The organism is Halomonas sp. BM-2019 (assembly GCF_017584085.1).
Genome location: NZ_CP071922.1, coordinates 2473980 through 2496338 on the forward strand (window position 1 = coordinate 2473980; position 22359 = coordinate 2496338).

The 22359-nt window shown below is 68.4% G+C and carries 22 protein-coding genes; 10 read left to right on the top strand and 12 right to left on the bottom strand.

Going from position 1 to position 22359, the window contains the following annotated elements; all coding sequences use genetic code 11:
* Nucleotides 1-316: 316 nt before the first annotated feature.
* Nucleotides 317-973 carry a L,D-transpeptidase gene (locus J5F18_RS12360; protein ID WP_346298920.1) on the top strand — a complete coding sequence of 219 codons (657 nt, stop codon included), beginning with the start codon at nt 317-319 and terminating at the stop codon, nt 971-973.
* A 30-nt stretch (nt 974-1003) separates the two neighbouring features.
* Here the strand turns inward: J5F18_RS12360 and J5F18_RS12365 are convergent, their stop codons facing one another.
* The 3 genes from J5F18_RS12365 to J5F18_RS12375 all read right to left on the bottom strand — a co-directional run bounded on the left by J5F18_RS12365 (nt 1004) and on the right by J5F18_RS12375 (nt 6186).
* Nucleotides 1004-2245 (bottom strand): DUF4236 domain-containing protein, encoded by a 1242-nt coding sequence (locus J5F18_RS12365; protein WP_346298921.1) that lies wholly within the window; start codon nt 2243-2245, stop codon nt 1004-1006.
* 154 nt (nt 2246-2399) lie between these two features.
* The gene (locus J5F18_RS12370) at nt 2400-5918 is read right to left on the bottom strand and encodes a DEAD/DEAH box helicase (RefSeq protein WP_346298922.1); all 3519 of its coding nucleotides are present in this window, start codon (nt 5916-5918) and stop codon (nt 2400-2402) included.
* An 82-nt stretch (nt 5919-6000) separates the two neighbouring features.
* Complete coding sequence (locus J5F18_RS12375; RefSeq protein ID WP_346298923.1) at nt 6001-6186, bottom strand: hypothetical protein; 186 nt, start codon at nt 6184-6186, stop codon at nt 6001-6003.
* Between the two features lie 244 nt (nt 6187-6430).
* Here J5F18_RS12375 and J5F18_RS12380 point away from each other — a divergent pair, with 244 nt between their 5' ends.
* Both J5F18_RS12380 and J5F18_RS12385 read left to right on the top strand, forming a co-directional pair.
* Entirely contained in the window at nt 6431-7042 is a 612-nt protein-coding gene (locus tag J5F18_RS12380) for a superoxide dismutase (protein ID WP_346298924.1), read from the top strand.
* Nucleotides 7043-7481: 439 nt separating this feature from the next.
* On the top strand, nt 7482-8441 hold the full coding sequence (locus J5F18_RS12385; RefSeq protein ID WP_346298925.1) for a zinc metalloprotease HtpX: 960 nt from the start codon (nt 7482-7484) through the stop codon (nt 8439-8441).
* A gap of 86 nt (nt 8442-8527) precedes the next feature.
* On the opposite strand, the gene J5F18_RS12390 is transcribed toward J5F18_RS12385, so the two are convergent.
* Entirely contained in the window at nt 8528-9010 is a 483-nt protein-coding gene (locus J5F18_RS12390; protein WP_346298926.1) for a hypothetical protein, read from the bottom strand.
* A gap of 155 nt (nt 9011-9165) precedes the next feature.
* Between J5F18_RS12390 and nfo the strand changes: the two genes are divergently transcribed.
* The 3 genes from nfo to J5F18_RS12405 all read left to right on the top strand — a co-directional run bounded on the left by nfo (nt 9166) and on the right by J5F18_RS12405 (nt 10837).
* Nucleotides 9166-10011, top strand: coding sequence for a deoxyribonuclease IV (nfo, locus tag J5F18_RS12395; RefSeq protein ID WP_346298927.1), 846 nt, complete (start codon nt 9166-9168; stop codon nt 10009-10011).
* Nucleotides 10008-10511 carry a GNAT family N-acetyltransferase gene (locus J5F18_RS12400; RefSeq protein ID WP_346298928.1) on the top strand — a complete coding sequence of 168 codons (504 nt, stop codon included), beginning with the start codon at nt 10008-10010 and terminating at the stop codon, nt 10509-10511. Before nfo ends, J5F18_RS12400 begins: the two co-directional genes overlap by 4 nt.
* Nucleotides 10512-10615: 104 nt before the next feature.
* Nucleotides 10616-10837, top strand: coding sequence for a hypothetical protein (locus tag J5F18_RS12405; RefSeq protein WP_346298929.1), 222 nt, complete (start codon nt 10616-10618; stop codon nt 10835-10837).
* A 1-nt stretch (nt 10838) separates the two neighbouring features.
* Here J5F18_RS12405 and J5F18_RS12410 read toward each other — a convergent pair whose 3' ends face one another.
* From J5F18_RS12410 to J5F18_RS12445, 8 genes are all read right to left on the bottom strand, one after another.
* Nucleotides 10839-11438: a DUF938 domain-containing protein gene (locus J5F18_RS12410; protein ID WP_346298930.1), complete on the bottom strand. Its 600-nt coding sequence runs from the start codon at nt 11436-11438 to the stop codon at nt 10839-10841.
* 29 nt (nt 11439-11467) lie between these two features.
* Entirely contained in the window at nt 11468-12553 is a 1086-nt protein-coding gene (rluF, locus tag J5F18_RS12415) for a 23S rRNA pseudouridine(2604) synthase RluF (RefSeq protein WP_346298931.1), read from the bottom strand.
* Between the two features lie 149 nt (nt 12554-12702).
* Nucleotides 12703-13020 (bottom strand): cytochrome C oxidase subunit IV family protein, encoded by a 318-nt coding sequence (locus tag J5F18_RS12420; protein WP_346298932.1) that lies wholly within the window; start codon nt 13018-13020, stop codon nt 12703-12705.
* A 43-nt stretch (nt 13021-13063) separates the two neighbouring features.
* Entirely contained in the window at nt 13064-13774 is a 711-nt protein-coding gene (locus tag J5F18_RS12425) for a cytochrome c oxidase subunit 3 (RefSeq protein ID WP_346298933.1), read from the bottom strand.
* Between the two features lie 14 nt (nt 13775-13788).
* Complete coding sequence (locus J5F18_RS12430; RefSeq protein WP_346298934.1) at nt 13789-14469, bottom strand: cytochrome c oxidase subunit 3; 681 nt, start codon at nt 14467-14469, stop codon at nt 13789-13791.
* Nucleotides 14466-16256, bottom strand: coding sequence for a cbb3-type cytochrome c oxidase subunit I (locus tag J5F18_RS12435; protein ID WP_346298935.1), 1791 nt, complete (start codon nt 16254-16256; stop codon nt 14466-14468). The genes J5F18_RS12430 and J5F18_RS12435 overlap by 4 nt, the downstream gene beginning before the upstream one ends.
* Before the next feature lie 3 nt (nt 16257-16259).
* The gene (locus J5F18_RS12440; RefSeq protein WP_346298936.1) at nt 16260-17657 is read right to left on the bottom strand and encodes a c-type cytochrome; all 1398 of its coding nucleotides are present in this window, start codon (nt 17655-17657) and stop codon (nt 16260-16262) included.
* 56 nt (nt 17658-17713) lie between these two features.
* Nucleotides 17714-18250: a DUF1269 domain-containing protein gene (locus tag J5F18_RS12445; protein WP_346298937.1), complete on the bottom strand. Its 537-nt coding sequence runs from the start codon at nt 18248-18250 to the stop codon at nt 17714-17716.
* 339 nt (nt 18251-18589) lie between these two features.
* On the opposite strand from J5F18_RS12445, the gene J5F18_RS12450 reads away from it, so the two are divergent.
* Genes J5F18_RS12450 through J5F18_RS12465 form a run of 4 tightly spaced genes read left to right on the top strand, consistent with a single transcriptional unit; the run spans nt 18590 to nt 22323 of the window.
* Complete coding sequence (locus J5F18_RS12450) at nt 18590-21358, top strand: HAD-IC family P-type ATPase (protein WP_346298938.1); 2769 nt, start codon at nt 18590-18592, stop codon at nt 21356-21358.
* Nucleotides 21358-21843 (top strand): Na+/H+ antiporter subunit E, encoded by a 486-nt coding sequence (locus tag J5F18_RS12455; RefSeq protein ID WP_346298939.1) that lies wholly within the window; start codon nt 21358-21360, stop codon nt 21841-21843. The genes J5F18_RS12450 and J5F18_RS12455 overlap by 1 nt, the downstream gene beginning before the upstream one ends.
* The gene (locus J5F18_RS12460) at nt 21843-22133 is read left to right on the top strand and encodes a monovalent cation/H+ antiporter complex subunit F (protein ID WP_346298940.1); all 291 of its coding nucleotides are present in this window, start codon (nt 21843-21845) and stop codon (nt 22131-22133) included. Before J5F18_RS12455 ends, J5F18_RS12460 begins: the two co-directional genes overlap by 1 nt.
* A complete protein-coding gene (locus J5F18_RS12465) occupies nt 22126-22323 on the top strand; it encodes a monovalent cation/H(+) antiporter subunit G (protein ID WP_346298941.1) in 198 nt (65 codons plus the stop codon). The genes J5F18_RS12460 and J5F18_RS12465 overlap by 8 nt, the downstream gene beginning before the upstream one ends.
* The last annotated feature ends 36 nt before the right edge of the window (nt 22324-22359 follow it).

Below are 22359 nucleotides of genomic sequence, written 5' to 3' on the forward strand. Positions count from 1 at the left end.
CGACATCCAGCGCCCTAGCCTGCCAGCCCCCCTTCCGTCAAGCCTTCTCCTGGCAGCGTCAGCCCCGACCTGACCCGGCCTCACTGCCAGATCAGCAGCGTTTCCGGTGCGATATCCAGCCCCTTGCGGCAGGTGACAGTTCCGAACAACATGCCCACCTGGTCGAAGTCGGCCTTGTCGAGCCCAGGTAATCGAGACTTCCGCCCAGCATGCCATCGTCCGAAATGAGTTGGGGCCTGGCCCGATCCGCATCAGACCGTGGTAAATTACCTTTCAATTCCTCACAACCCGCCCTCATCACACGAGGCCGCCGTCCATGCTCCCCCGCTCGCTCAAGCTCCTTGCCCTCTCCCTGCTGCTGGCCGCTGGCCCCGCCGGCGCGTCGCTGAGCGAGCCGGCCGAGCCGCCGTCGAGCTACCGGTCCGGATCAGCGGGACTTCACTTCCTGGATGACCTCGACACGGGGATCAGCCTGCTGCCGGTCGAGGATGGCGTGGTCTGGCTCCACCTCAGCGTGAAGCATCGCACCCTGTCCGTGGTGCGCGGCCGCCACGTCATCCACGAGATCCCCCACTTCGCCATCGGGATCAATGGCGCCGACAACCTGCGCATGCGCGGCAGCGCCATGACGCCGAAGGGCGAGTTCCGGGTCGAGCGGATCAACCCCAACAGCCAGTACATCGCCTTCATCGCCATCAACTACCCGAATCCGCGGGTGGCCGACCAGGCGCTGTCGGAGGGGCTGATCACCTTTGAGGAGGCGGAGCGGATTCGCCGCCACTACCAGCAGAACCGCCTCTCCTACCCCCATACCGCGCTGGGCGGCAATATCGGGATTCATGGGCTGGGCAACCGCGATCCCTTCCTCAACCGGCGGATCGACTGGACCGATGGGTGCCTGGCTATCGAGAACGAGCAGGTGCGCCTGCTCTCCTCACTGGTCGGGATCAATACCCCGGTGCTGATCCAGTAGGCCGGCGCCCCATGCCTCGAGCCGGCACCGCTACACCAGCTTCAACGGCTCGATATCGCGGAAGATGCCGGTCCGGGTCATGTCGCGGCGCAGGGTGAAGGCCTCCAGGGCGGCCACCGGGTCGACCTGATCGAGACGGTCGAAGTGAATCTTCTCCCACTGCGCCCGGGCGACCTTGACGCTGTAGAGATACTGGTCACGCTCGCCCCCGGTGGCCGGGTCCCTGACCCGGCGGTAGCCGGAGACACGGGCCTCCTTCACCGCCGGCAGGCGGGCGAACACCGCCCCGAGCACCCGGAAGGCGATGCCGTGGACGTGATCGCGATAGAGCGCCCGCCGCCGGGTGGCGCTGAGCCGACGCGGCGAGAGCTTCAGTTGCTTGGGCGGCATGCTCCAGCGGCAGTCCGGCATCTCCTCTTCGCCAGGCAGCTCGATGTCCACGGCGATGGTGCTGACGTCGCTACCCAGGTCGAAGTCGACCAGGGTCTCCCGAGGCCAGTCGATCTCCTCGAGGCGCTCGCGCAGGGTCTGCTCCATGGCGTCCGGGTCGTGCCAGACGCGTTCCCCTTCCCGCTGGTAGCGGGCGAACTCCGCGGCATCGTGCTCCGCCTTGCGCCACTCCCAGGCGCGGTAGCGTTCATCGAAGTCGGCCCTGTCGCGGCGATTCTGCGCTTCGTGGCACTGCCGGGCCGGCGGCCACAAGGTGTGCCACCAGGCGGGGGGCCGCGGCTGAAACGGCGGCGGCGGCGGCTCGGTGAAGTCGCGGGTCACATAGCCGTTCGATTCGGGCGGCGGCGTCGCCTCGTGGAGCCGGCCCAGGCGGTCCAGCTCGGCGTTGAGCCGCTCGCAGTAGGCGCGCAGCTGTTCTCGCAGGGACTCCTCGGCGCGGCGGCGCAGCACCCGCGCCTCGGCATCGCTCATCGGCGTACCGTCGCCATGGAAGTAGGTCACCTGCCCGCCCTGGTCCACCTCGACCTGGATCGGCAGGCTGGCGCCCTCGACCAGCAGCGCCTCGAGCGCCGCCGCCTTGCCCCCGGATGACGACCCCCCGCCCTCGGCGGGCGCCGCTGTCGCTCCCGCGCCGCCGGCACCACCAAGCCGTTGGCGGTAGGCCAGGCCGGTACCGGGGATGCCAGCGTGCCCCTGCACCCCACCCGGACCCAGGCTCAGGCTGGCGCCCCGCGGGCCGATCGAGAGTCCGAGCCCGCGCTTGCTCAGGTTGAGGCGAACGCCGGGCGCCAGGCGAATACGGCGCTGGAAGCGAAAGGCCATCCCATCTCCCTGTCCCGAAAAACATGCCGTCTGCCCCTTTCCGGGGCACCCCGATTAGTTCACCAAGAAAACCAGCGTTACACAACGTAACCCGGCGTTTTCTGCTACGACTTGTCGGCTTGAACCCGCTTAGCGCGCTCGCCACGGCCTGCCCCTATGCCACCGGCGCGAACAGCAGCGCCAGGTCCTCCTCGTCGAACAGCGGACCCTCGCCGGTACGCTCGGCGCCACCCTCGAGGATCGAGGCGGCGAGGTCCGCCTTGCGCACCTGCAGTTCGAGGATGCGCTCCTCCACGGTGCCGGCGCATACCAGCTTGTAGACGAACACCGGATTCTGCTGCCCCAGGCGGTGGGCGCGACCGGTGGCCTGGGCCTCTACCGCCGGGTTCCACCAGGGGTCGTAGTGGATCACGGTATCCGCGGCGGTGAGGTTGAGCCCGGTGCCGCCGGCTTTGAGGCTGATCAGGAATACCGGGACCTCACCCTGCTGGAACAGCGCAACCCGCTGGGTGCGGGTCTTGCCCGGGGTGTCGCCGGTCAGCTTGGCATGAGGAATTCGATCATGGTGCAGCGTCTCGCTGATCAACTCCAGCATCTCGGTGAACTGCGAGAAGATCAGGATACGCCGGCCTTCCTCGACCAAGGGTGGCACCAGCTCGCGCAGCTGCTCCAGCTTGGCGGAACGCTTTACCTTGCGCACGCTGTCCAGCTTGACCAGCCGAGGGTCGCAGCACACCTGTCGCAGCTTGAGCAGCGCATCGAGCATGATGATGCCGGAGCCGGCCAGGCCACGCTCGGCCACCGCCTGCTGCACCCGCTGGTGCTGGGCCAGGCGGAGGCTCTCGTAGAGCTCACGCTGGGCGCCGCTAAGGATGACCTCGCGCCGGGTCTCGGTCTTCTCCGGCAGTTCGGCCAGCACCTGCTGCTTGGTCCGGCGCAGCATCAAGGGGGCGATACGCCGCGAGAGACGCTCGCGCTGGGTTAGGTCGCCCTCCTTCTCGATGGGGGTGCGGAAGCGCTGTCCGAACCACTGCTGGCTGCCCAGCGCCCCGGGGGCCACGGCGTCCAGCTGGGCCCACAGCTCGCCCAGGTGGTTCTCGAGCGGCGTACCGGTCATGGCGATAGCGCGCCTGGCATTGAGCTGACGCACCGCCCGAGCGGTCTGGCTGGCGGCATTCTTGATCGCCTGGGACTCATCGAGCACCAGCAGGCCGAAGTCGTGGTCGCGCAGTCGCGCCAGGTCGCGGATCAAGAGCGCATAGGTGGTCACCACCAGGTCGGCGGCGGGCAGCGCCTCCTCGAACTGCCGCTCGCGCTGCGCCCTGCCGCCCTGCAGCGCCACCACCTCGAGCGCGGGGGCGAAGCGTGCCGCCTCGGCGCACCAGTTGCCCACCAGGCTGGTGGGCGCCACCACCAGGGTCGGTCCGACAAGCACGCCGCGGGCGCGCTCGTCGAGCACATGGGCCAGCACCTGCACCGTCTTGCCCAGGCCCATGTCGTCGGCCAGGATGCCCCCGGTGCCGAGCTCGGCCAGAAAGCGCATCCAGGCGATACCCTGGGCCTGGTAGTCGCGCATCTCGCCCACGAAGCCTGGCGGTACCGGCAGGCTGGCGGGCAGCTCGCGCAGGCGCCGCGCCAGGGCGGAGATGTCCTCGCGTCCCGCCCAGCGCTCCTGCTCGGCCAGGGGTGCCATCTTCTCGGCGGCGGTAAGCGGTAGCCGCACCGCCGCCTCGGGGTCGCTCTCGTCGCCCAGCCAGTCGAGGATCGGCGCCATCAGCGAACGCAGCCGCACCAGCGGCATCACCAGGCGGCGGTTCTCCGGCAGGGCCAGCGTCCAGGTGGCGTCCTGCGCTTCATCGGCGGCGGGCTCCAGCGGGAAGCGCGGGTCCTTGAACAGGCGGCGCAGGATCGGCAGCAGGTTGAGGCGCTCCCCCTCCACCTCGATATCCAGCGCCAGGTCGAACCAGCCGTTGCCGGCCGGCTCCAGCTCGCCGTACCAGTCCTCCGGCTCGAGGGTGATGGGTTCCTCGGGGAAGTCGTCGCTGAACGCGACCAGACAGCCGGCCTGGCGCAGCCGGGCGATCATCTCCCACCACGCCTCGGGGCCGGCCAGGTGGGTGGACCACTCGGTGGCGCTGGACGGCGGCGTGCCAGCGACAGGCAACAGCAGCGTCCAGCTCGGCAGCTCCAGATGATCGGGTACCGCGTCGATCTGCTGCAGCCGCTCCAGCGTCACCATGCCGGGCGGCAGGCTACGAACCAGCGACAGCTCTGCCGCCGGGTCGCGCTGGATCGTCAACCGCTGACCGTCGCGGAAGCCGCTGGCGCTCTTCCCCTCCTCGGGCGGCACCTCGATGCCGTCATAGTCGAAGCTGACCACGGCGGCGCCCACCTGGATCCAGCGCGGCAGCGGCGCCCCGTGGCGGAACCCGACCTGCCCCTCGGCCAGGCACAGGGTCGCCTTGAGGCGGGGGACCACCCCCTCGAGCGTTCGCTCTTCCACCCTCTGGGGCGGCGGCAGCCGATCGGCCAGCGTCGGCGACTGGCAAAGCCGCTCGCCCAGCCATTCGCTCATCTCCGGCGGCAACGGGGGTGAACGCTGTAGCTTGACCAGCAGTTCCGGCGCCCCCTCCATGCGACCGAACCGGCCACGCTCGGGGTCGAGATAGCAGAGCTCACGCCCGGCTCTGGCGATAACCGCCTCGGACGAGAGGAGGCCCTCGGGCACCGTGGCTGGCTGCAGCCGCTGAACGCCCTTCGCATCCGCCTGCCAGCTGGGGGCCAGCCGACAAAGCGGCCCGAACTCGAGCAGGGTGCCCGTCTGCTTCTGGTGAAACAGCAGCGGGGGCGCTTCGCCCTCCAGCAATGCCCAGAGGGCGCGCGCCTGAAAGGCGTGGGAGATCACCGCCCACATGCGCTGAGTGCTCGACCAGGGCATGTCGAGCTCCCCATGCAGCAGCTGATCGATCGCCTCCTCCTGCTCGGGAACCCAGCCCTCCTCGGGGGCCGGCAACAACTGCCCCGAATGGCGTACCTCGATCCCCCGCGGCGATACCCAGCCACTGCCACGAGTGCGCTGCCTGGAGGGGCGAAGCCACACCGGCAACACCTTGAGCACCGGCTCGATGCCATGGCGCATACCGGTATCGAGAAACAACCCGAGACGATATTCGCTGCCGACGCACTCGCGCTCCGGCTCCGGCTGCGCCGGGTGCTCCAGCTGCTGGATCCAGGTGTCCCAGCGCTGTCTCAACTGATCGTCACCGCTCGCGCTTCCCGCCGCCGCCGGCTGGCCAGGGGGCTGCAGCTGATTAACCGCAAATGACTCGGGCCCCTGGCCCATCTGGTCCAGGAAGCAGTGAATCAGTGCCACCGCATGCTTGCAGCCCACGCCCACCGGGCAGCTGCAGTCGCTGAAGAGCTCCTCGTCGCGCCCACCGACCGCTATCTCGATCTCGGTCATGTAGGGCCGCTTGCGGCTCCCCACTACCTCGCCCGTCAAGATCAGCCGCTCGTCCTCTCGCTCGAGGACAAGCTCCCCCACCACGCGCCCCTGACTGGCATAGTGCTGGCCGCGCTCCAGGGCGCCGGGGTCGAAGCAGCTCTGCCAATGGTTCTGATGAAGGGCGATGAACAGTGCCAAGGCATCATTAGCGAGAAGGGAGTGGGACACTTGGGCGCCTCGCGGACTGGTGAACAAAGAAGAGCGCTACTATTGGAGCGAACCCCGGGAGTCCCTGCAACCGGCATCTTGCTCAGCCCTCCTCCCGATCAGTGAGCGAGGCCTCGTCCGTCGGCGGCTCTGCTGCCGGCGCGCCAACCTCGAGCCTGGCACGTTCGACGATCTCGGCGGGCAGTTCCTTCTTCACCGCCACGCCCAGCTCCTGGAACTCATTGGCCTGCTTGATCAGGTTGCCGCGGCCATTGACCAGCTGGCCCATGGCCCTGTCGTAGCTCTCCCGGGCGTCGTCGGCGTTCCGGCGGACCCTATCGGCCGTCGTGTGGCCCGCTGCGAATGGATCAACCGCCAGTTTACCCCGTCTGCTCCGGGGCAGTGAGGCACCGGTTGCCGATTCCTACATAAGTTGATAATGATTCTGATTGGCCCAAAGGCGCCGGCTCTGCCATGCTGTCGGATGCCACAAAGGAATGCATTTCCCGACGACCACTACAGGAGGTGTGACCATGCCGCATACCCTGCCCGATCTCCCCTACGCCTACGATGCCCTGGAACCGCACATCGATGCGTTGACCATGGAGATCCACCACTCTCGTCACCATCAGACCTACGTGAACAACCTCAATGCCGCCCTGGAGGGCACCGGCCTCGAGGAAGTGCCGGTGGACGAGCTGTTGGCCAGCCTGGACAAGGTGCCGGCCGACAAGCGCCAGGCGGTCATCAACAACGGTGGCGGCCACTCCAACCACAGCATGTTCTGGCAGATGATGTCGCCCAACGGCGGCGGTCAGCCCAAGGGCAAGGTGGCAGCGGCCATCGACAGCGAGCTGGGCGGCTTCGACACCTTCAAGGACGCCTTCACCAAGGCCGCCCTGGGCCGCTTCGGCAGCGGCTGGGCCTGGCTCTGCGTCACCCCGGAGAAGAAGCTGGTGGTGGAGAACTCCCTGAACCAGGACAGCCCGATCTCCAACGGCAATACCCCGGTGCTGGGCCTGGACGTGTGGGAGCACGCCTACTACCTCAAGTTCCAGAACAAGCGCCCCGACTACGTGGCCGAGTTCTTCAACGTGATCGACTGGGACGAGGTGGAGCGCCGCTACCAGGACGCCACGGCCTGATCGGCCGCCGGCGCTTTCGAGCCAGTAAGCCGACACGCCGCGCCGCCCCTCCGGGGGCGGCGCGGTCGTTTCTGACTACCCTGCCGCTTCCTGGCCTGCCACCACGTAGGTTCATCGCAAATAGTAGGTTCATCGCAGATGGCGGGAATCAGTCTGCCGGCAAGGATTCGCGCGGCAGAGCCGCCCTCCCACTCTCGTCCGCTGGCGTTTCAATCGAGCTGCAGCACGACGTCGTGGATCAGCCGCAGCTTGGTCATTGGCGGGTCGCTCCCGGGGAGCCGCCATAGTGCCGGAGGCGCGAGGCCATCTCAATTCGCCGACACAGGCGCGTGCCGCTGCGGCGGGACCCGGGCGAATCGATTACCGGGGATGGCACGACTCGTGGGACGGGTGTCGCCCAGGGATCCGCCGGGGTAATCTGACGACATCAGGAGGTGCGATGAACTCTCGCCTGACCGCTCAGCGGCTGCGTAATACGCTCCAGCATCTGTTGATCCTGGCCGGCCTGGCGCTGCTGCTGGCGGTGCCCGGCTACCTGCTGGCCGGCAGCTTCGGCGTGGTGTGGGCCTTCGGCCTGGTGGCCCTGACGCTCTACCTGGGCGGACGCATCCCGCCGCGCCTGGCCCTGGCGCGTGCCAATGCGGGGCGCCTGCGTCGCCACCAGGCCCCGGAACTCTACCGGGTGCTCGATATCCTCTACCGCCGCGCCGGCCTCACCACAGTGCCTCAGCTCTTCTATGTGCCGGCCGCGGACCTCAACGCCTTCGCGGTGGGCGACGCCCGGGAGGGCGGCATCGCCATCACCGATGGCCTGGTGCAGACCCTGGACCTGCGCCAGCTGGCCGGCGTGCTGGCCCACGAGGTGAGCCATCTGCGCCACGGCGACACCCGCGTGATGTCCATGGCCGCGACCATGACACGGCTGACCGTGTGGGGCGCCTTCCTGCTCCAGCTGGCGCTGCTGCTGATGCTGCCGATGGTGTTGGCGGGCGAACTCAGGATGCCGTGGCTGGAGGTGGCGGTGGTGGCCTTCGCGCCCTCGGCCAGCACCCTGCTGCAGCTGGCGCTGTCCCGCAACCGGGAGTTCACCGCCGACCTCGAGGCCGCCGCCCTGACCCGGGATCCACTGGGCCTGGCCGCGGCCCTGGAGCTGCTGGAACGCCGCCAGGGACTGTGGCTGACGACGCTGCTGCTGGGGCATCGCCCTCCCGGCTGGTTCCGGCTGCTGCAGACCCACCCACCCACCGGGGAGCGGATCCGGCGGCTGCTGTTGCTGGCCGACCGACAGCCCCCCCGGCGGCCCTCGACCCGCCCCTATCGCCCGGGCGATACGCTGGTCTTCGACCGGCCGACGCCGCTGGGACCCCGCCACTGGCTGGGGCGCTGGCCCAGACACTGACGCCTCGTGCACACCCAGGCTTCCCGCCCTGAAACACGAGAGGCGGCCCCGAAGGGCCGCCTCTCACCCGATGGGCGCGGGAGCGGTTACTCGACGGGCGCCTGCTGCTGCTGCATCTGCTCCTGCATCTGGCGCATCTGCTCCTGCTGCTCCTGGACCCGGCGCTCCAGCTCGTCGCGCTGCTCCTGGGTCAGGGCCGCCTGGAGGCGTGACTGCATCAGCACGCTCTCGGCGGTCATGTCGCCGGTGAGCTGGCCGAGGCGCTCGGCGTCGCGGCGGATGGCGGCCTCGTCGAACTCGGGGCCGATGCTCTCCTGCAGCTGCATCTGCAGGGACTGGGCCTCGCCCTCCAGCGACTGGATCCGCTCCTGGGACTCGCTGAGCAACGCCACCAGCTCCTGCTCCTGGTTGGCCTCCAGGCCCACCAGCTCATCGAGCTGGGCCACCTGGTCCTGGGCACTCGGCGGGCCGCCCTGGGGCATCTGCTGGGCCAGGGCCGGCGCCGCCAGGGCGAAGGTCAGGGCAACGGTCTTGGTCAGGGCAAGGGCGAAAGGCTTGGTGAATGTCATGCAATCTCCTGATAACTCATGGGAATCTCACGACCCTAGCACGCCGCCGACGAGGATCACACCCCGCGCCGCTGGTCGTGCGTCTTCGTCGCACGGCATCTTGCGCTAGAATCGCAGGCCCTTCCCGAGACATCAGCGGAGCCAGCGCGTTCACCATGAAATATATCGGAGCCCACGTCAGCGCGGCGGGCGGCGTCGACCAGGCGGTGCGGCGCGCCGTGGAGATCGGCGCCAACGCCTTCGCCCTGTTCACCAAGAACCAGCGCCAGTGGCAGGCCAAGCCGCTGGACGACGCCACCATCGAGGCCTTTCGCTCCGCGTGCCGCGAGCACGGCTTCGGGCCGGGGCAGATCCTTCCCCACGACAGCTACCTGATCAACCTCGGCCACCCCGAGGCGGAGGGGCTGGCCAAGTCCCGCGCGGCCTTTCTCGACGAGATGCAGCGCTGCGAGCAGCTCGGCATCGACCGGCTCAACTTCCACCCGGGCAGCCACCTGAAGAAGATCGAGGAGTCCGAGTGCCTCACGCGGATCGCCGAGTCGATCAACGAGGCGCTGGCCCAGACCCGGGGGGTGGCCGCGGTGATCGAGAATACCGCCGGCCAGGGTAGCAACCTGGGCTGGCGCTTCGAGCACCTGGCCGAGATCATCGAACAGGTGGATGACAAGGCCAGGGTCGGCGTCTGCCTCGACACCTGCCACGCCTTCGCCGCCGGCTACGACCTGCGCACGGCGGCGGCCACCGCTGCCACCCTGGACGACTTCGACGCCGTGGTGGGCATGCAGTACCTCAAGGGCATGCACCTCAATGACGCCAAGAGCGAGCTGGGCAGCCGGGTCGACCGCCACCACAGCCTGGGCCGGGGCAACATCGGCCTGGCGTGCTTCACCACCCTGATGCAGGACCCGCGCACCGACGGCATTCCCCTGGTGCTGGAGACCATCGAGCCGGCCATCTGGGCCGAGGAGATCACCTGGCTACGCTCACAGGAGGCGCCATGAGCGGTTCAACGCCGATCGGCGTGCGCGCCTATGAGCCTGACGACTGGCCCGCGGTGTGGGCGATGCTGGAGCCGGTCTTCCGGGCCGGCGAGACCTATGCCGTGCCCCGCGGGATCAGCGAGCAGGACGCCCACCGGATGTGGGTCGAGCTGCCCCGGGCGGTGCGCGTGGCCGAGGACGAGACCGGCACGCTGCTGGGCACCTACACCCTCAAGGCCAACCAGGCCGGCCCCGGCGATCACGTGGCCAACTGCGGCTATATCGTCTCCCCCGCCGCCCGGGGCCGGGGGGTGGCCGGGCAGATGTGCGAGCACTCCCTGACCCTCGCCCGGGAGCTTGGCTTCACCGCCATGCAATACAACCTGGTGGTGGCCAGCAACGCGGTGGCGGTGCGCCTGTGGCAGCGGCACGGCTTCGCCATCGCCGGCACCCTGCCCCGCGCCTTTCGCCATCCCGAGCGGGGGCCGGTGGATGCCCATGTGATGTACCGCCTGCTGTGAGCGGGCACCGGCGCAATTGACCGGCCGCCCCGGGGCGGTGCATGCTCGGCGGAGCCCATCTCGAAAGGCTGGCCCCACTGCCCCCGTGACACAAGGAAGGACCCGTGATTCGACCCCGACGCCTGCTGCTGCCCGCTACCGCGATGGCCCTCGCCCTGCTCGCCGGCTGCACCACCTACAGCTTCCCCGACGGCAGCCGCGAGACCCTCTGGGGCGTGCCCGCCGACGACGAGACCCTGACCCGGGAGGAGCGCGACCGCCAGGCGCCCCGCTATCGGGTGCCCGGCGAGATGCCGGAAAGCCGCGAGGACGGGCCCGGCCAGTGACTCAGCCCCGCCGCAACACCACGCTGAGGTTGTTGGCGGGCATGGGCACCACCCGCTCGAGGACCAGGCCGCAGCGCTCGGCCTCCGCCACCACCTCGTCCAGCTCCCGCACGCCCCAGCGCGGGTCGCGTCGCCGGAGGTCGGCATCGAAGGCTTCATTGCTGGGCGCGGTGTGCTGCCCGCCCCGGCGATAGGGGCCATAGAGGTAGAGCACGCCCCCGGGTACCAGGCACGCCCCGGCGCGGGCCATCAGCGACTCGGCCACCTCCCAGGGGGCGATATGCAGCAGGTTGATGGCCACGATGGCGTCCCACTCCCCCGTCGGCCAGTCGGCGGTCACGTCCAGTGGCAGGGGGTAGCGCAGGTTGGGCAGGTCCGCCTGCCCGCGCCAGGCGGCGGCGGAGGCCAGCGCACGGGGATGGGGGTCGCTGGGCTGCCAGGTCCAGCCGGGCACGGCGGCGGCGCAGTGCAGGGCGTGCTCGCCGCTGCCGCTGGCCACCTCGAGCACCCGCGCCCGTTCAGGCAGCACCGTTCGGAGGACCTCGAGGATCGGCTGCCGATTGCGGGCCGTGGCGGGGCTCTGCAGGCGGGGATCGGTCATGGGACTTCCCTGGTCGGATGAGGGTTGTGCTACTTCTTCTTCCTGCCCCGAGACTTGCCGGCCCCGGCCCCGGCCCTGGGGCCTGGCCCCGCGGCGCGCGCTCCCTTCGCCGGCTTGGCGCCCGGCTTGGCCGAACCCATCCGCTTCGTGCCGGCCTTCGTTGCGCTTCCCTTCTGGCCGCTCGCCTGCTTGGCGCTCGCGCGTTTGGGGCCAGGTGCCGCGCCCTGGCTCGCCGCCTGGCGCCTGGCGGGCTTGTCGCCGTCGGGCTTGCCGCCCTCGCCACGGCGCGAGGGACTTCGCTGCCCGGTGCTCGCCCGGGAGGCACCTGCCTTGCTGGCCTTGCCACCCTGGCGCCGGGCAGAGCGTCGGCCGGGCCGGTGGGCCTCGGAGGAGGAGCCTTCGGTCAGGGCGAGGATCGTCGCCACCTCCTTGGGCGTCAGGTCGCGCCAGTCGCCCTCCGCCAGCCCCTTGAGGGTGACGTTCATGATGCGCAGCCGCTCGAGCTTCACCACCTCGTAGCCGAACACCTCGCACATGCGACGAATCTGGCGGTTCAGCCCCTGCACCAGGGTGATATTGAAGACGAAGCGGGACTCCCTGACCACCCGGCACTTGCGGGTGACCTCGCCGAGGATCGGCACGCCCCCGCCCATGCCAGCGATGAAGTCATCGGTGATCGGCCTGTTGACGGTGACCCGGTACTCCTTCTCGTGCTGGTTGCTCGCCCGCAGGATGCGGTTGACCAGGTCGCCGTTGTTGGTCAGGAAGATCAGCCCCTGGGAGTCCTTGTCCAGGCGCCCAATGGGAAAGATCCGGGCGCTGTGCCCGACGAAGTCGACGATATTGGCCTTCTCGCCGGGCTCGGTGGTGCTGACGATGCCCACCGGCTTGTTGAGGGCGATGAACACCAGGTCCTCTTCCTCCAGCGCCAGCGGCTCGATGCGCTGGCCGTTGACCTTGACCACGCTGCCCGGGAAGACCCGGTCGCCGGGGGTGGCACGCCGGCCATCGATCTGGACATTGCCCTGTTCGATATAGCGGTCGGCTTCTCGCCTCGAGCACATGCCACTCTCGCTGATGTATTTGTTGATTCGCTTCGAGAGGGGCTGGGCCATGGAACGCATCCGGAACGGGGAAGAGTCAGACGGCCGAGGCGGCTCGGCACGAGGCGACGTGACATCGTGCCGGCAGTGTAAGGGGTGAACTTCCCGGCGGCCAGTCGCACGGCAGGCGATGGCCGCTCAGCGACCGTCCGAGTCTGCCCTCACTGCCAGAAGCTCAGCAGGCGGCTCGACAGCACGTGTTGGCCCTCGAGCAGCATCAGCACCATGAGGAACAGCAACACGCCGGGCGGTATCAGGACCACGCTGATCAGCGCCAGCCGCTCCCAGACGAGATGCATGAACACCGCCATGATCAGCCCCGCCTTGAGCAGCATGAACAGGGTGATCAGCGACCACTTGGGAAAGCCCTCGAGGCCGGAGACGTCCACCAGATACGAGAACACGCTGAGGACGAAGAGCCACAGCCAGACCCACAGGTAGACCCGTAGGGCAGGCTGCTGATGGTTATCCTGGGCCATGCCGGCCTCCTTTCTCCCAGAGAGAGAGCTACCAGAGATAGAGCTACCAGAGATAGAAGAACGCGAAGATGAAGACCCAGACGAGATCCACGAAGTGCCAGTAGAGGCCCAGCGTCTCGACCATCTCGTAACGCCCGGGGCGCCCTGTCAGGAAGCCCCGGCGCTGGGTATCGAGCGAGCCGCGCATCACCTTGACCGCCATGATGACGATGAAGATCACGCCGATGGTCACATGGGTGCCGTGAAAGCCGGTGATCAGGAAGAAGACGGCGCCGAACTGCGCGGCTCCCCAGGGGTTCCCCCAGGGCCGCACCCCTTCCCCGATCAGCACCGCCCATTCGAACACCTGCATGCCCACGAAGCTGGCCCCGAGCAGCGCGGTGAGCAACAGCATCAGGGTGGTCATGCGGCGATTCTTCTCGTAGCCGTACTTGACCGCCAGCGCCATGGTGCCGCTGCTGCTGATCAGGATGAAGGTCATGATGGCGATCAGCAGCAGCGGCACGGAGTAGCCGGCGACCGTCAGGGCAAAGACTTCGCTGGCATCCGGCCAGGGCTCGACGGTCGAGATCCGGATCGCCATGTAGCCCACCAGGAAGCAGGCGAAGATGAAGATATCGCTCAGGATGAAGAGCCACATCATCGCCTTGCCCCAGGGGACATTGAAGACCCGTCGATCTGCCGACCAGTCGGCGACCATCTCCTGCCGGACCCGGGTTGTCGCGGCGTCGTGTGGCGAACCGGAACGGGCCATGGTCCTCCCTCCCCTCAGGTCATCAGCAACAGGATGAAGAGAATCCCCCAGACCACCAGCAGGAAGTGCCAGTAGAGGGCGCAGAGCTCCACGCTTGCCCTCACCCTCTGCCTATCGGCACCGCCGTACACCTTGAACAGGGTGCGGGACCAGGCCACCAGGCCGCCGAGCAGATGCAGGGCATGCAGGCCGGTCATCAGGAAGAAGAAGGCATTGGCGGGGTTCCCGGGCAGCGAGTAGCCGGCGGCCTCCAGCTGCTGCCAGGCCACCAGCTGGCCGACCACGAAGGCGAGGGTGAAGCCCCCTCCCAGCCAGAGCCCGGTGCGCAGAGACTCGCCCTGCCCCCGGCGGGCCGAGGACCAGGCCCACTGCAGCGCAAGGCTGCCCAGCAGCAGGCAGGCACTGTTGGCCCACAGCAGCCCCGGCACCGGCAGCGACCGCCAGTCGTGACCCATGTCCATGCGCATCAGGTAGGCACTGATGGAGAGGGCGAACAGCGAGGTCACCACCGCCAGGAAGACCGCGAGCCCCACCCGCTCCGCCGTGAACGCCGGCGGCAGGTGCCGCTGGTGCCCCTGCGCAGCCGCCTCGGCCGGCGGTGACGATTCCCAGGGGCGCACATTGACGGAGTGGCTGAACAACCAGCCGCCGAAGATGGCCATCATCACCGCCAGGAAGATCAGGCTGATGGTCATGGGCGCGCTCCCGGGTTCTCCGCCGGCGCGGCCACCACCTCCTCCGGCGGCAGGTTCTGGGGCAGGAAGTCATCCCTGGCGCCCGGCACGCTATAGTCGTAGGCCCAGCGGTAGACCACCGGCAGCTCGGGGCCGAAGTTGCCGTGACGCGGCGGCGTGTGCTCGGTCTGCCACTCCAGGGTGGTGGCCCGCCAGGGGTTGCGTCCCGCCTCGCGTCCGTGGCGCAGGCTCCAGTAGAGATTGAAGAAGAACAGCAGCTGCGCCACCGCCACGATGATGGCCGCCACGCTGATGAAGGCATTGAGGGTCTGGGCCGATTCGGCGATGTAGCCGGTCTCGCCGAAGGCGTAGTAGCGCCGCGGTACCCCCGCCAGGCCGAGGAAGTGCATGGGATAGAAGATCGCATAGGTGCCCAGGAAGGTGATCCAGAAGTGCCACTTGCCCAGGGTGTCATTGAGCATCCTGCCGCTCATCAACGGATACCAGTGATAGATGGCCCCGAAGATCACCAGCAGCGGCGCCACCGCCATGACCATGTGGAAATGGCCCACCACGAAGTAGGTATCGGCCAGGGGCACGTCCACCGTCACGTTGCCGAGGAAGAGGCCGCTCAACCCCCCGTTGACGAAGGTGAAGATGAAGCCGATGGCGAACAGCATCGGCACGGTGAAATGGATATTGCCCCGCCACAGGGTGAGCACCCAGTTGTACACCTTGATGGCGGTGGGCACGGCGATGATCAGGGTGGTGGTGGCGAACAGGAAACCGAAATAGGGGTTCATGCCGCTGATGAACATGTGGTGGGCCCAGACCACGAAGCTCAGCACGCCGATGATGATGATCGCCCAGACCATCATGCGATAGCCGAAGATGTTCTTGCGGGCATGGGTGGCGAGGAGATCCGAGACGATCCCGAAGGCCGGCAGCGCCACGATATACACCTCGGGATGGCCGAAGAACCAGAACAGGTGCTGGTAGAGCAGGGGGCTGCCGCCCTCGTAGCCCGTCTGCTCACCCAGGGAGAGCATTTCCGGCATGAAGAAGCTGGTGCCGAGCAGCATGTCGAACGTCATCATCAGGATCGCCACCAGCAGCGCCGGGAAGGCCAGCAGCGCCATCACCGTGGCCATGAAGATGCCCCAGATGGTCAGCGGCAGGCGCATCAGGGTCATGCCGCGGGTGCGCGCCTGCAGCACCGTGACGATGTAGTTCAGGCCCCCCATGGTGAAGCCCGCGATGAATACCCCCAGCGACAGGAACATCAGCAGGATCCCCCCGTCGATGCCCGGCGTGCCGGGACTGATCGCCTGGGGCGGGTAGAGGGTCCAGCCCGCCCCCGTGGCCCCCCCGGGCACGAAGAAGCTCGCCGCCAGGATCAGCACCGCGACCAGGTAGAACCAGTAGCTCAGCATGTTGAGGTAGGGAAACGCCATGTCCCGGGCGCCGCACATCAACGGGATCAGGTAGTTGCCGAAGCTGCCCAGGAACAGCGCCGTGAGCAGGTAGACCACCATGATCATCCCGTGCATGGTGACGTACTGCAGATAGTTGGCGGGATCGATCAGGGAGAAGGTCCCCGGGAACCCCAGCTGCAGCCGCATCAGCACCGACAGCACCAGGGCCACCAGGCCGATGGCAATCGCCGTGACGCCATACTGGATGGCGATCACCTTGGCGTCCTGACTCCAGACGTATTTGCCGAGGAAGGTCCGGGGGTGGTGGAGCTCCAGCTCGTCGAACTCACCCACCGGGGCCTGGGATGCGCTCTGCTGTCCAGGTTCCGCCATGCTCTACTCCTCCCCTCCGCCGCGCCGGACCGCCAGGTCGCGTGACGCTCCCGACAGGGTGGCGATATAGGCCACCACGTCCCTCACGGCCTGCTCGTTGACCAGCACCTGCGCCATGTCGATCATCTGGTTGCCGTAGGGGTCATCGGGATGGCGTCCCCGCACCCCCTCTCGGAAGTGTTCGAGTTGACGGGCCAGATACCAGTCCTGGATCCCCGCCAGGCGGGGGGCGTTGGTGGCACGGATCCCCTCGCCATCGGCCCCGTGACAGCTGGCGCAGGTGCGATACAGGCGCTGTCCGCGGCGCTCATTCCCGGACAGGCTGGCCTCGACCGGCCGGTCGGGCAGGGTCTCGATATAGGCCACCAGATCCGCGATCGCCTGGCGGTCCTCGAGCCGAACCGCGAAGGGACGCATCTGCTGCCCGTAGGCGTCCGCCTCGTGGGTGCCGCGGGCCCCGGAGCGAAACAGCTCGAGCTGACGCGTCAGGTACCAGCCCTCCAGCCCGGCGAGCTTGGGGGCATTGAGAACGGGGTTGCCCTGCCCCTCGCTGCCGTGGCAGGCGGCACAGCTGGCGTAGCCGGCCTCGCCCGCCGCCGGATCGCCCGGCTCTCGGGCAGCGAGCTCGGCGAAGGTGGGCTGCTCGGCGAGCCAGGCCTCGAACTCCGCCTCCTCGACCACCACCACCCGGCCGCGCATGGCGAAGTGGGCGATCCCGCAGAGCTGGGCACAGACGATGTCGTACTCCCCCACCTCGGTGGGCGTGAACCAGAAGGAGGTGACCTGACCCGGCACCATGTCCATCTTGGCGCGGAAGTTCGCGACCTTGAAGTTGTGGAGCACGTCCTTGGAGCGCAGCAGGAGCTTCACCGGGCGGTCCACCGGCAGGAGTAGCCGGGGACTCTCCACCAGGATGTCGTCCTGGCCATAGGGGTCGTCGATCAGCCCGAAGGGGTTGGCATCGCTGATATAGCGATTGTGCGCGGCGCCGAAACGGCCATCCTCCCCGGGGAACCGGTAGGTCCAGTGCCACTGCTGCCCGACCACCTCCACCTCATGGGCGTCCGCCGGCGGCCTGACGAAGGAGGCCCAGACCACCAGGCCGGGCGCCAGGAGCCCGACGATGCCCAGGGTGGTCAAGCCGGTCAGCCAGGCCTCCAGCGGCTTGTTCTCGGGCTCGTAGTGGGAACGCCGCTGGCGCTGATAGCGATAGCGGACAATGACATAGGCGAGGAAGACGTTGACGGCGAGGAAGACAGTGCCCGTCACCCATAGGGTGACCTGGATGGTGTCATCGATGGCGCTCCAGTTGGAGGCCAGCGGCGTCAACTGCCAAGGGCTGAGGAAATAGAAGAGCACCGAGCCCAGAGCCAGCACCAGCAGCACAATCGCCATAACCATCGGCCCACCCTCCTGCGCCAGACCCTGTCTTGCCGGTCAGCGGTGGTCACCCGGGATCAGGCGCCCGTACCGCAGTGATGCTTGAGTTCGCCGCGAGTGACCTTGTCGATCACCACCTCGGGATGATGGCGATGAATGATCGAGTAGACCGAGGCCTCCTGATCATTGGGCACATCGACCATCATCAGGAAGGCGCCATCGTGAATCTCCCGCTCGAACTTATCGACCTTCACGTCATGTACCGACACGCCGATCATGGTGCTGGTCCAGATGCCGAACAGCCCGCCGAACACCGTCATGCCCAGGACCAGCGCGATGACGCCGAGGGGGCCGAATTCCGCGCCGAGGGCGAAGTAGACCGCGATGCCCAGCACACACCCCAGCGGCACGCCGAGCTTGAGGCCACGCCAGGCGGCATGGACGACATCCGACGTCTGGCGTAGCGTGGCATTGTTGACGCCCTGGGACGCCAGTTCCTGCCAGTCACGCCCGGTGACATGGACCTGGTGCTTGGGAATCTCGAGGTCGCTCAGCTCGTGGGCGATATTGACGGTGGTATCCAGATCAGGGCTCAGGAAGTAGAGACGCTGCATGTCACGCCCTCCATTCAAGAGGGTGTACGATTCGGCACCACACGGCTTTCTGCACTGCCCTGTGCCGAAAAGTCCACGTTACCCGTGGTCATGGGGCACCAACATCGGCCACCTGTTTAGGGAATACCTCTCAAGGTTGACGATAATCGCGAAATCGGCAAGTCACATCGGCGCGCTTGCCGGCCTGCTCTCCCTGGAGATCGCGGCCGCGCGGATCGCCTCGACGCTCTGGTTTGACAGGGACTTGGCAGCCTTTCTTGTCCTGGATCACCGCACCGCAGCATGGTGTATGGTAATGGTCTGTCACGCCCGATACCCGAACCGCGCCGGAGGAGAAGGATGACCGACCCCAACCGCAACGACCCCATCGCCTGGCACGCCCTGGGCGAAAGCGATTCCCTGGAGCGGCTCGACAGCACGCCAGACGGGCTGGGTGGCCGGGAGGCGAAGCGCCGGCTCTCCGAGTACGGCCCCAACCAGCTCAAGCAGGCCGAGGGGCGGCCCTGGTGGAAGCGCCTGCTGGAGCAGTTCAACAACATCCTGATGCTGGTGCTGGTCGTCGCGGCCGTCGCCAGCCTGGCCCTGGGCCACACCCTGGACGCGGCCGCCATCATGGGGGTGGTGCTGATCATCGCGCTGATTGGCTTCATCCAGGAGGGCAAGGCGGAGCAGGCCCTGGAGAGTATCCGCCAGATGCTCTCGCCCCAGGCCAAGGTGCTGCGCGACGGCAGGCGCGAGACCATTCCCGCCGAGGAACTGGTCCCGGGGGACATCGTGCTGGTGGAGAGCGGCGATCGGGTACCGGCGGACCTGCGACTTCTGGAGGCCCGTCGCTTCCGCACCGAGGAGGCCTCGCTGACCGGGGAGTCCACCCCGGTGGACAAGAACAGCGAGGCGGTCGACGAGGAGGCCGAGCTGGGCGACCGCAGCAGCATGGCCTTTGCCAGCACCATCGTGGTCCAGGGCAACGCCCGGGGCCTGGTGGTGGAGACCGCGGCGCGCACCGAGATCGGGCGCATCTCGGAGATGCTGCGCGAGGTCGAGAAGCTCAAGACCCCCCTGCTGCGCCAGATCGACCGGGCCGGCCAAGTGCTGGCCTTCTGCATCCTCGCCGCCGCGGCCCTCACCGGCGCCTTCGGGGTGCTGGTTCACGGCCAGCCCCTGGGCGACATGTTCATGGCCGGGGTGGGCCTGGCGGTGGCAGCGATCCCCGAGGGGCTTCCGGCCATCGTTACCATCGGCCTGGCGCTGGGCGTGCAGACCATGGCGAAGCACAACGCCATCATTCGCCGGCTGCCGGCGGTGGAGACCCTGGGCTCCATCTCCACCATCTTCTCCGACAAGACCGGCACCCTGACCCGCAACGAGATGACCGCCCAGGCGATCTGGCTGCCCGAGGGCGAGGTGCGCATCGACGGCATCGGCTTCGCCCCGGAGGGCAGCTTCCACCATGTTCAGAACGGTGAACCGGAGACCGCCGCGCTGGACCTGGACGAGACGCACGCCCTGCGCCATTTCCTCAAGGTGGGGGTGCTGTGCAACGACGCCGAGCTCGCCGAGGAGCAGGGCCGCTGGAAGATCCACGGCGACCCCACCGAGGGCGCCCTGGTGGTGGCCGCGGCCAAGGCCGGGCTGACCACCGAGAGGCTGCGCGGCGACCACGGCCGCCAGGACGCCATCCCCTTCGAATCCGAGCGCAAGTACATGGCCACCCTCCACGAGGTGGACGACGAGCAGCTGCTGCTGGTCAAGGGCGCCCCGGACCGCCTGCTGGAGATGTGCCATCGGGTGCGCGACGATGGCCGGGACGTCGAGCTGGACGTCGAACTCTGGGAGGAGCGGATCAACGACCTCTCCTCCCGGGGCCTGCGGGTGCTGGCGCTGGCCGAGAAGCAGGTCCGCGACGTCCATGAGCTGGCCGACGAGCACGCCGAGGAGGAGCTGGTGCTGCTGGGCCTGGTGGGGCTGCTCGACCCGCCCCGGGACGAAGCCATCGAGGCGGTCGAGGAGTGCCTGGCCGCCGGTATCCGCCCGGTGATGATCACCGGCGACCATGCGGTCACCGCCCTGGCCATCGCGAAGCAGCTCGGCTTCGCCCATACCGAACGGGCCATCAGCGGCCGCGAGATCGAGGCGATGTCCGACGAGGAGCTCGAGGCGATCATCCTGGAGGTGGATGTCTTCGCGCGGGCAGCCCCGGAGCACAAGCTGCGGCTGGTGAAGGCGATGCAGGCCCAGGGCGGCATCTGCGCCATGACCGGCGACGGCGTCAACGACGGCCCGGCGCTCAAGCGCGCCGACGTGGGCGTGGCCATGGGCATCCAGGGCACCGAGGCCGCCAAGGAGGCCGCCGAAATGGTGCTGGCCGACGACAACTTCGCCACCATCGTCGGCGCCATCCGCGAGGGCCGCAAGGTCTACGACAATATCCGCAAGACCATCACCTTCATCCTGCCCACCAACGGCGGCCAGGGGCTGGCGATCATGCTTGCCGTGCTGGCCGGCTCCACCCTGCCGGTGACCCCGCTCCAGGCGCTCTGGGTCAACATGGTGGTCGCGGTGACGCTCGGCCTGGCGCTGGCCTTCGAGCACGCCGAACAGGACATCATGAGCCGCCAGCCCCGGGACCCCCACGCCTCGCTGCTCGACCTCTTCCTGCTGTGGCGGGTGGTGTTCGTCTCGCTGCTGCTGCTGGTCGGGGTATTCGGCATGTTCCTGTGGATCCAGGCTCAGGGGGGCAGCATCGAGCTGGCCCGCACCGGCGCGGTCAACATGCTGGTGATGGGCAGCGCCGCCTACCTGATCAACAGCCGCTACCTGCTGGCCAGCACCCTCTCCCTGGCGGGGATCTTCGGCAGCCGCCCGGTGTGGGGCTCCATCGGCATCATCGTGATGCTGCAGCTGGGCTGGACCTACCTGCCCTTCATGCAGCTGATCTTCGCCAGCGAAGGGCTCTCGCCCGCCCACTGGGGCGTGATCCTGACCGCCAGCCTGGCCATCTACCTGATCGTCGAGGTCGAGAAGCGCGTGCTGCGCGCCCGCGGTGTCGACAGCCACCCGGCCGCCAACCACGGCCGCCACGACCGCACGGGGCTGGAGTCCTCCTGATGGCGCTGCGCCTGGCCCGGCGCTTCGCCCTGCTGACCCTGCTGTGGTGGGTGATCAGCGGCGGCGGAACCGCCTGGGCCTGGGGGCTGCCCGCCATCCTGGTCACCGCCCTGGTGATGCCAACCAGCGGGGCCGCCCGGCTACGGCCCCTGGCGCTGCTGGCCTTCCTGCCCCTGGCCGGCGGGCTCGCCCTGCGCGGCGGCCTGCAGGTGGCGGCCCTGGCCTGTCGGCCGCGGCTCGACCCCGCCACGCGGGTCATCGACCACCCCTGGCGCCACCTGCCCGAGGGGCCCGGGCGACTGTTCATGGCCAGCCTTATCAACCTGATCCCCGGCACCCTGACCCTGCGGCAGACCGCCGCGGGGCTTCAGGTCCACGTGCTGCGGCTGGACGCCAGGACCCGGTCCGACCTCGATCGGCTCGAGGCGCGGGTCGCGGGCCTGTTCACCCGGGAGGCGCCCACCGAGGAGAAGGAGCCCCGCTGATGTTCCATGCGACCGTTGCCGCCCTGCTGCTGCTCAACGCCGGGGTCGCCCTCTGGCGCCTGCGGCGCGGCCCCACCAGCGCCGACCGCATGCTGGCCGCCGAGCTGGTCAGCGTCTCGGCCATCGCCGTGCTGCTGCTTCTCGCCATCGGCCTCGAGCAGCCGGCGCTGGTGGACGTGGCGCTGTTGTTCGCGCTGCTGGCCGCCGTGGCCACCGCCAACTTCGTCACCCGCACCTGGACGCTGCTCCATGAGGAAAGCGGCAGCCGGGAGGAGGCGGGGCGTGACTGAGTGGCTCCATCCGCTGGGCCATGGCCTGATCGTCGCCGGCCTGATCTTCTTCGTGGCCGGCAGCCTGGGGCTGATCCGCTTTCCCGACCTCTATGCCCGCCTGCACGCCCTGACCAAGGCCGACAACCTGGGGCTGGGGCTGATCTGCCTGGGCCTGGCCTGCCAGGCGCCGGGCTGGCCGCCGCGCTGAAGATACTGCTGGTGTGGGCCCTGATGCTGATCGCCG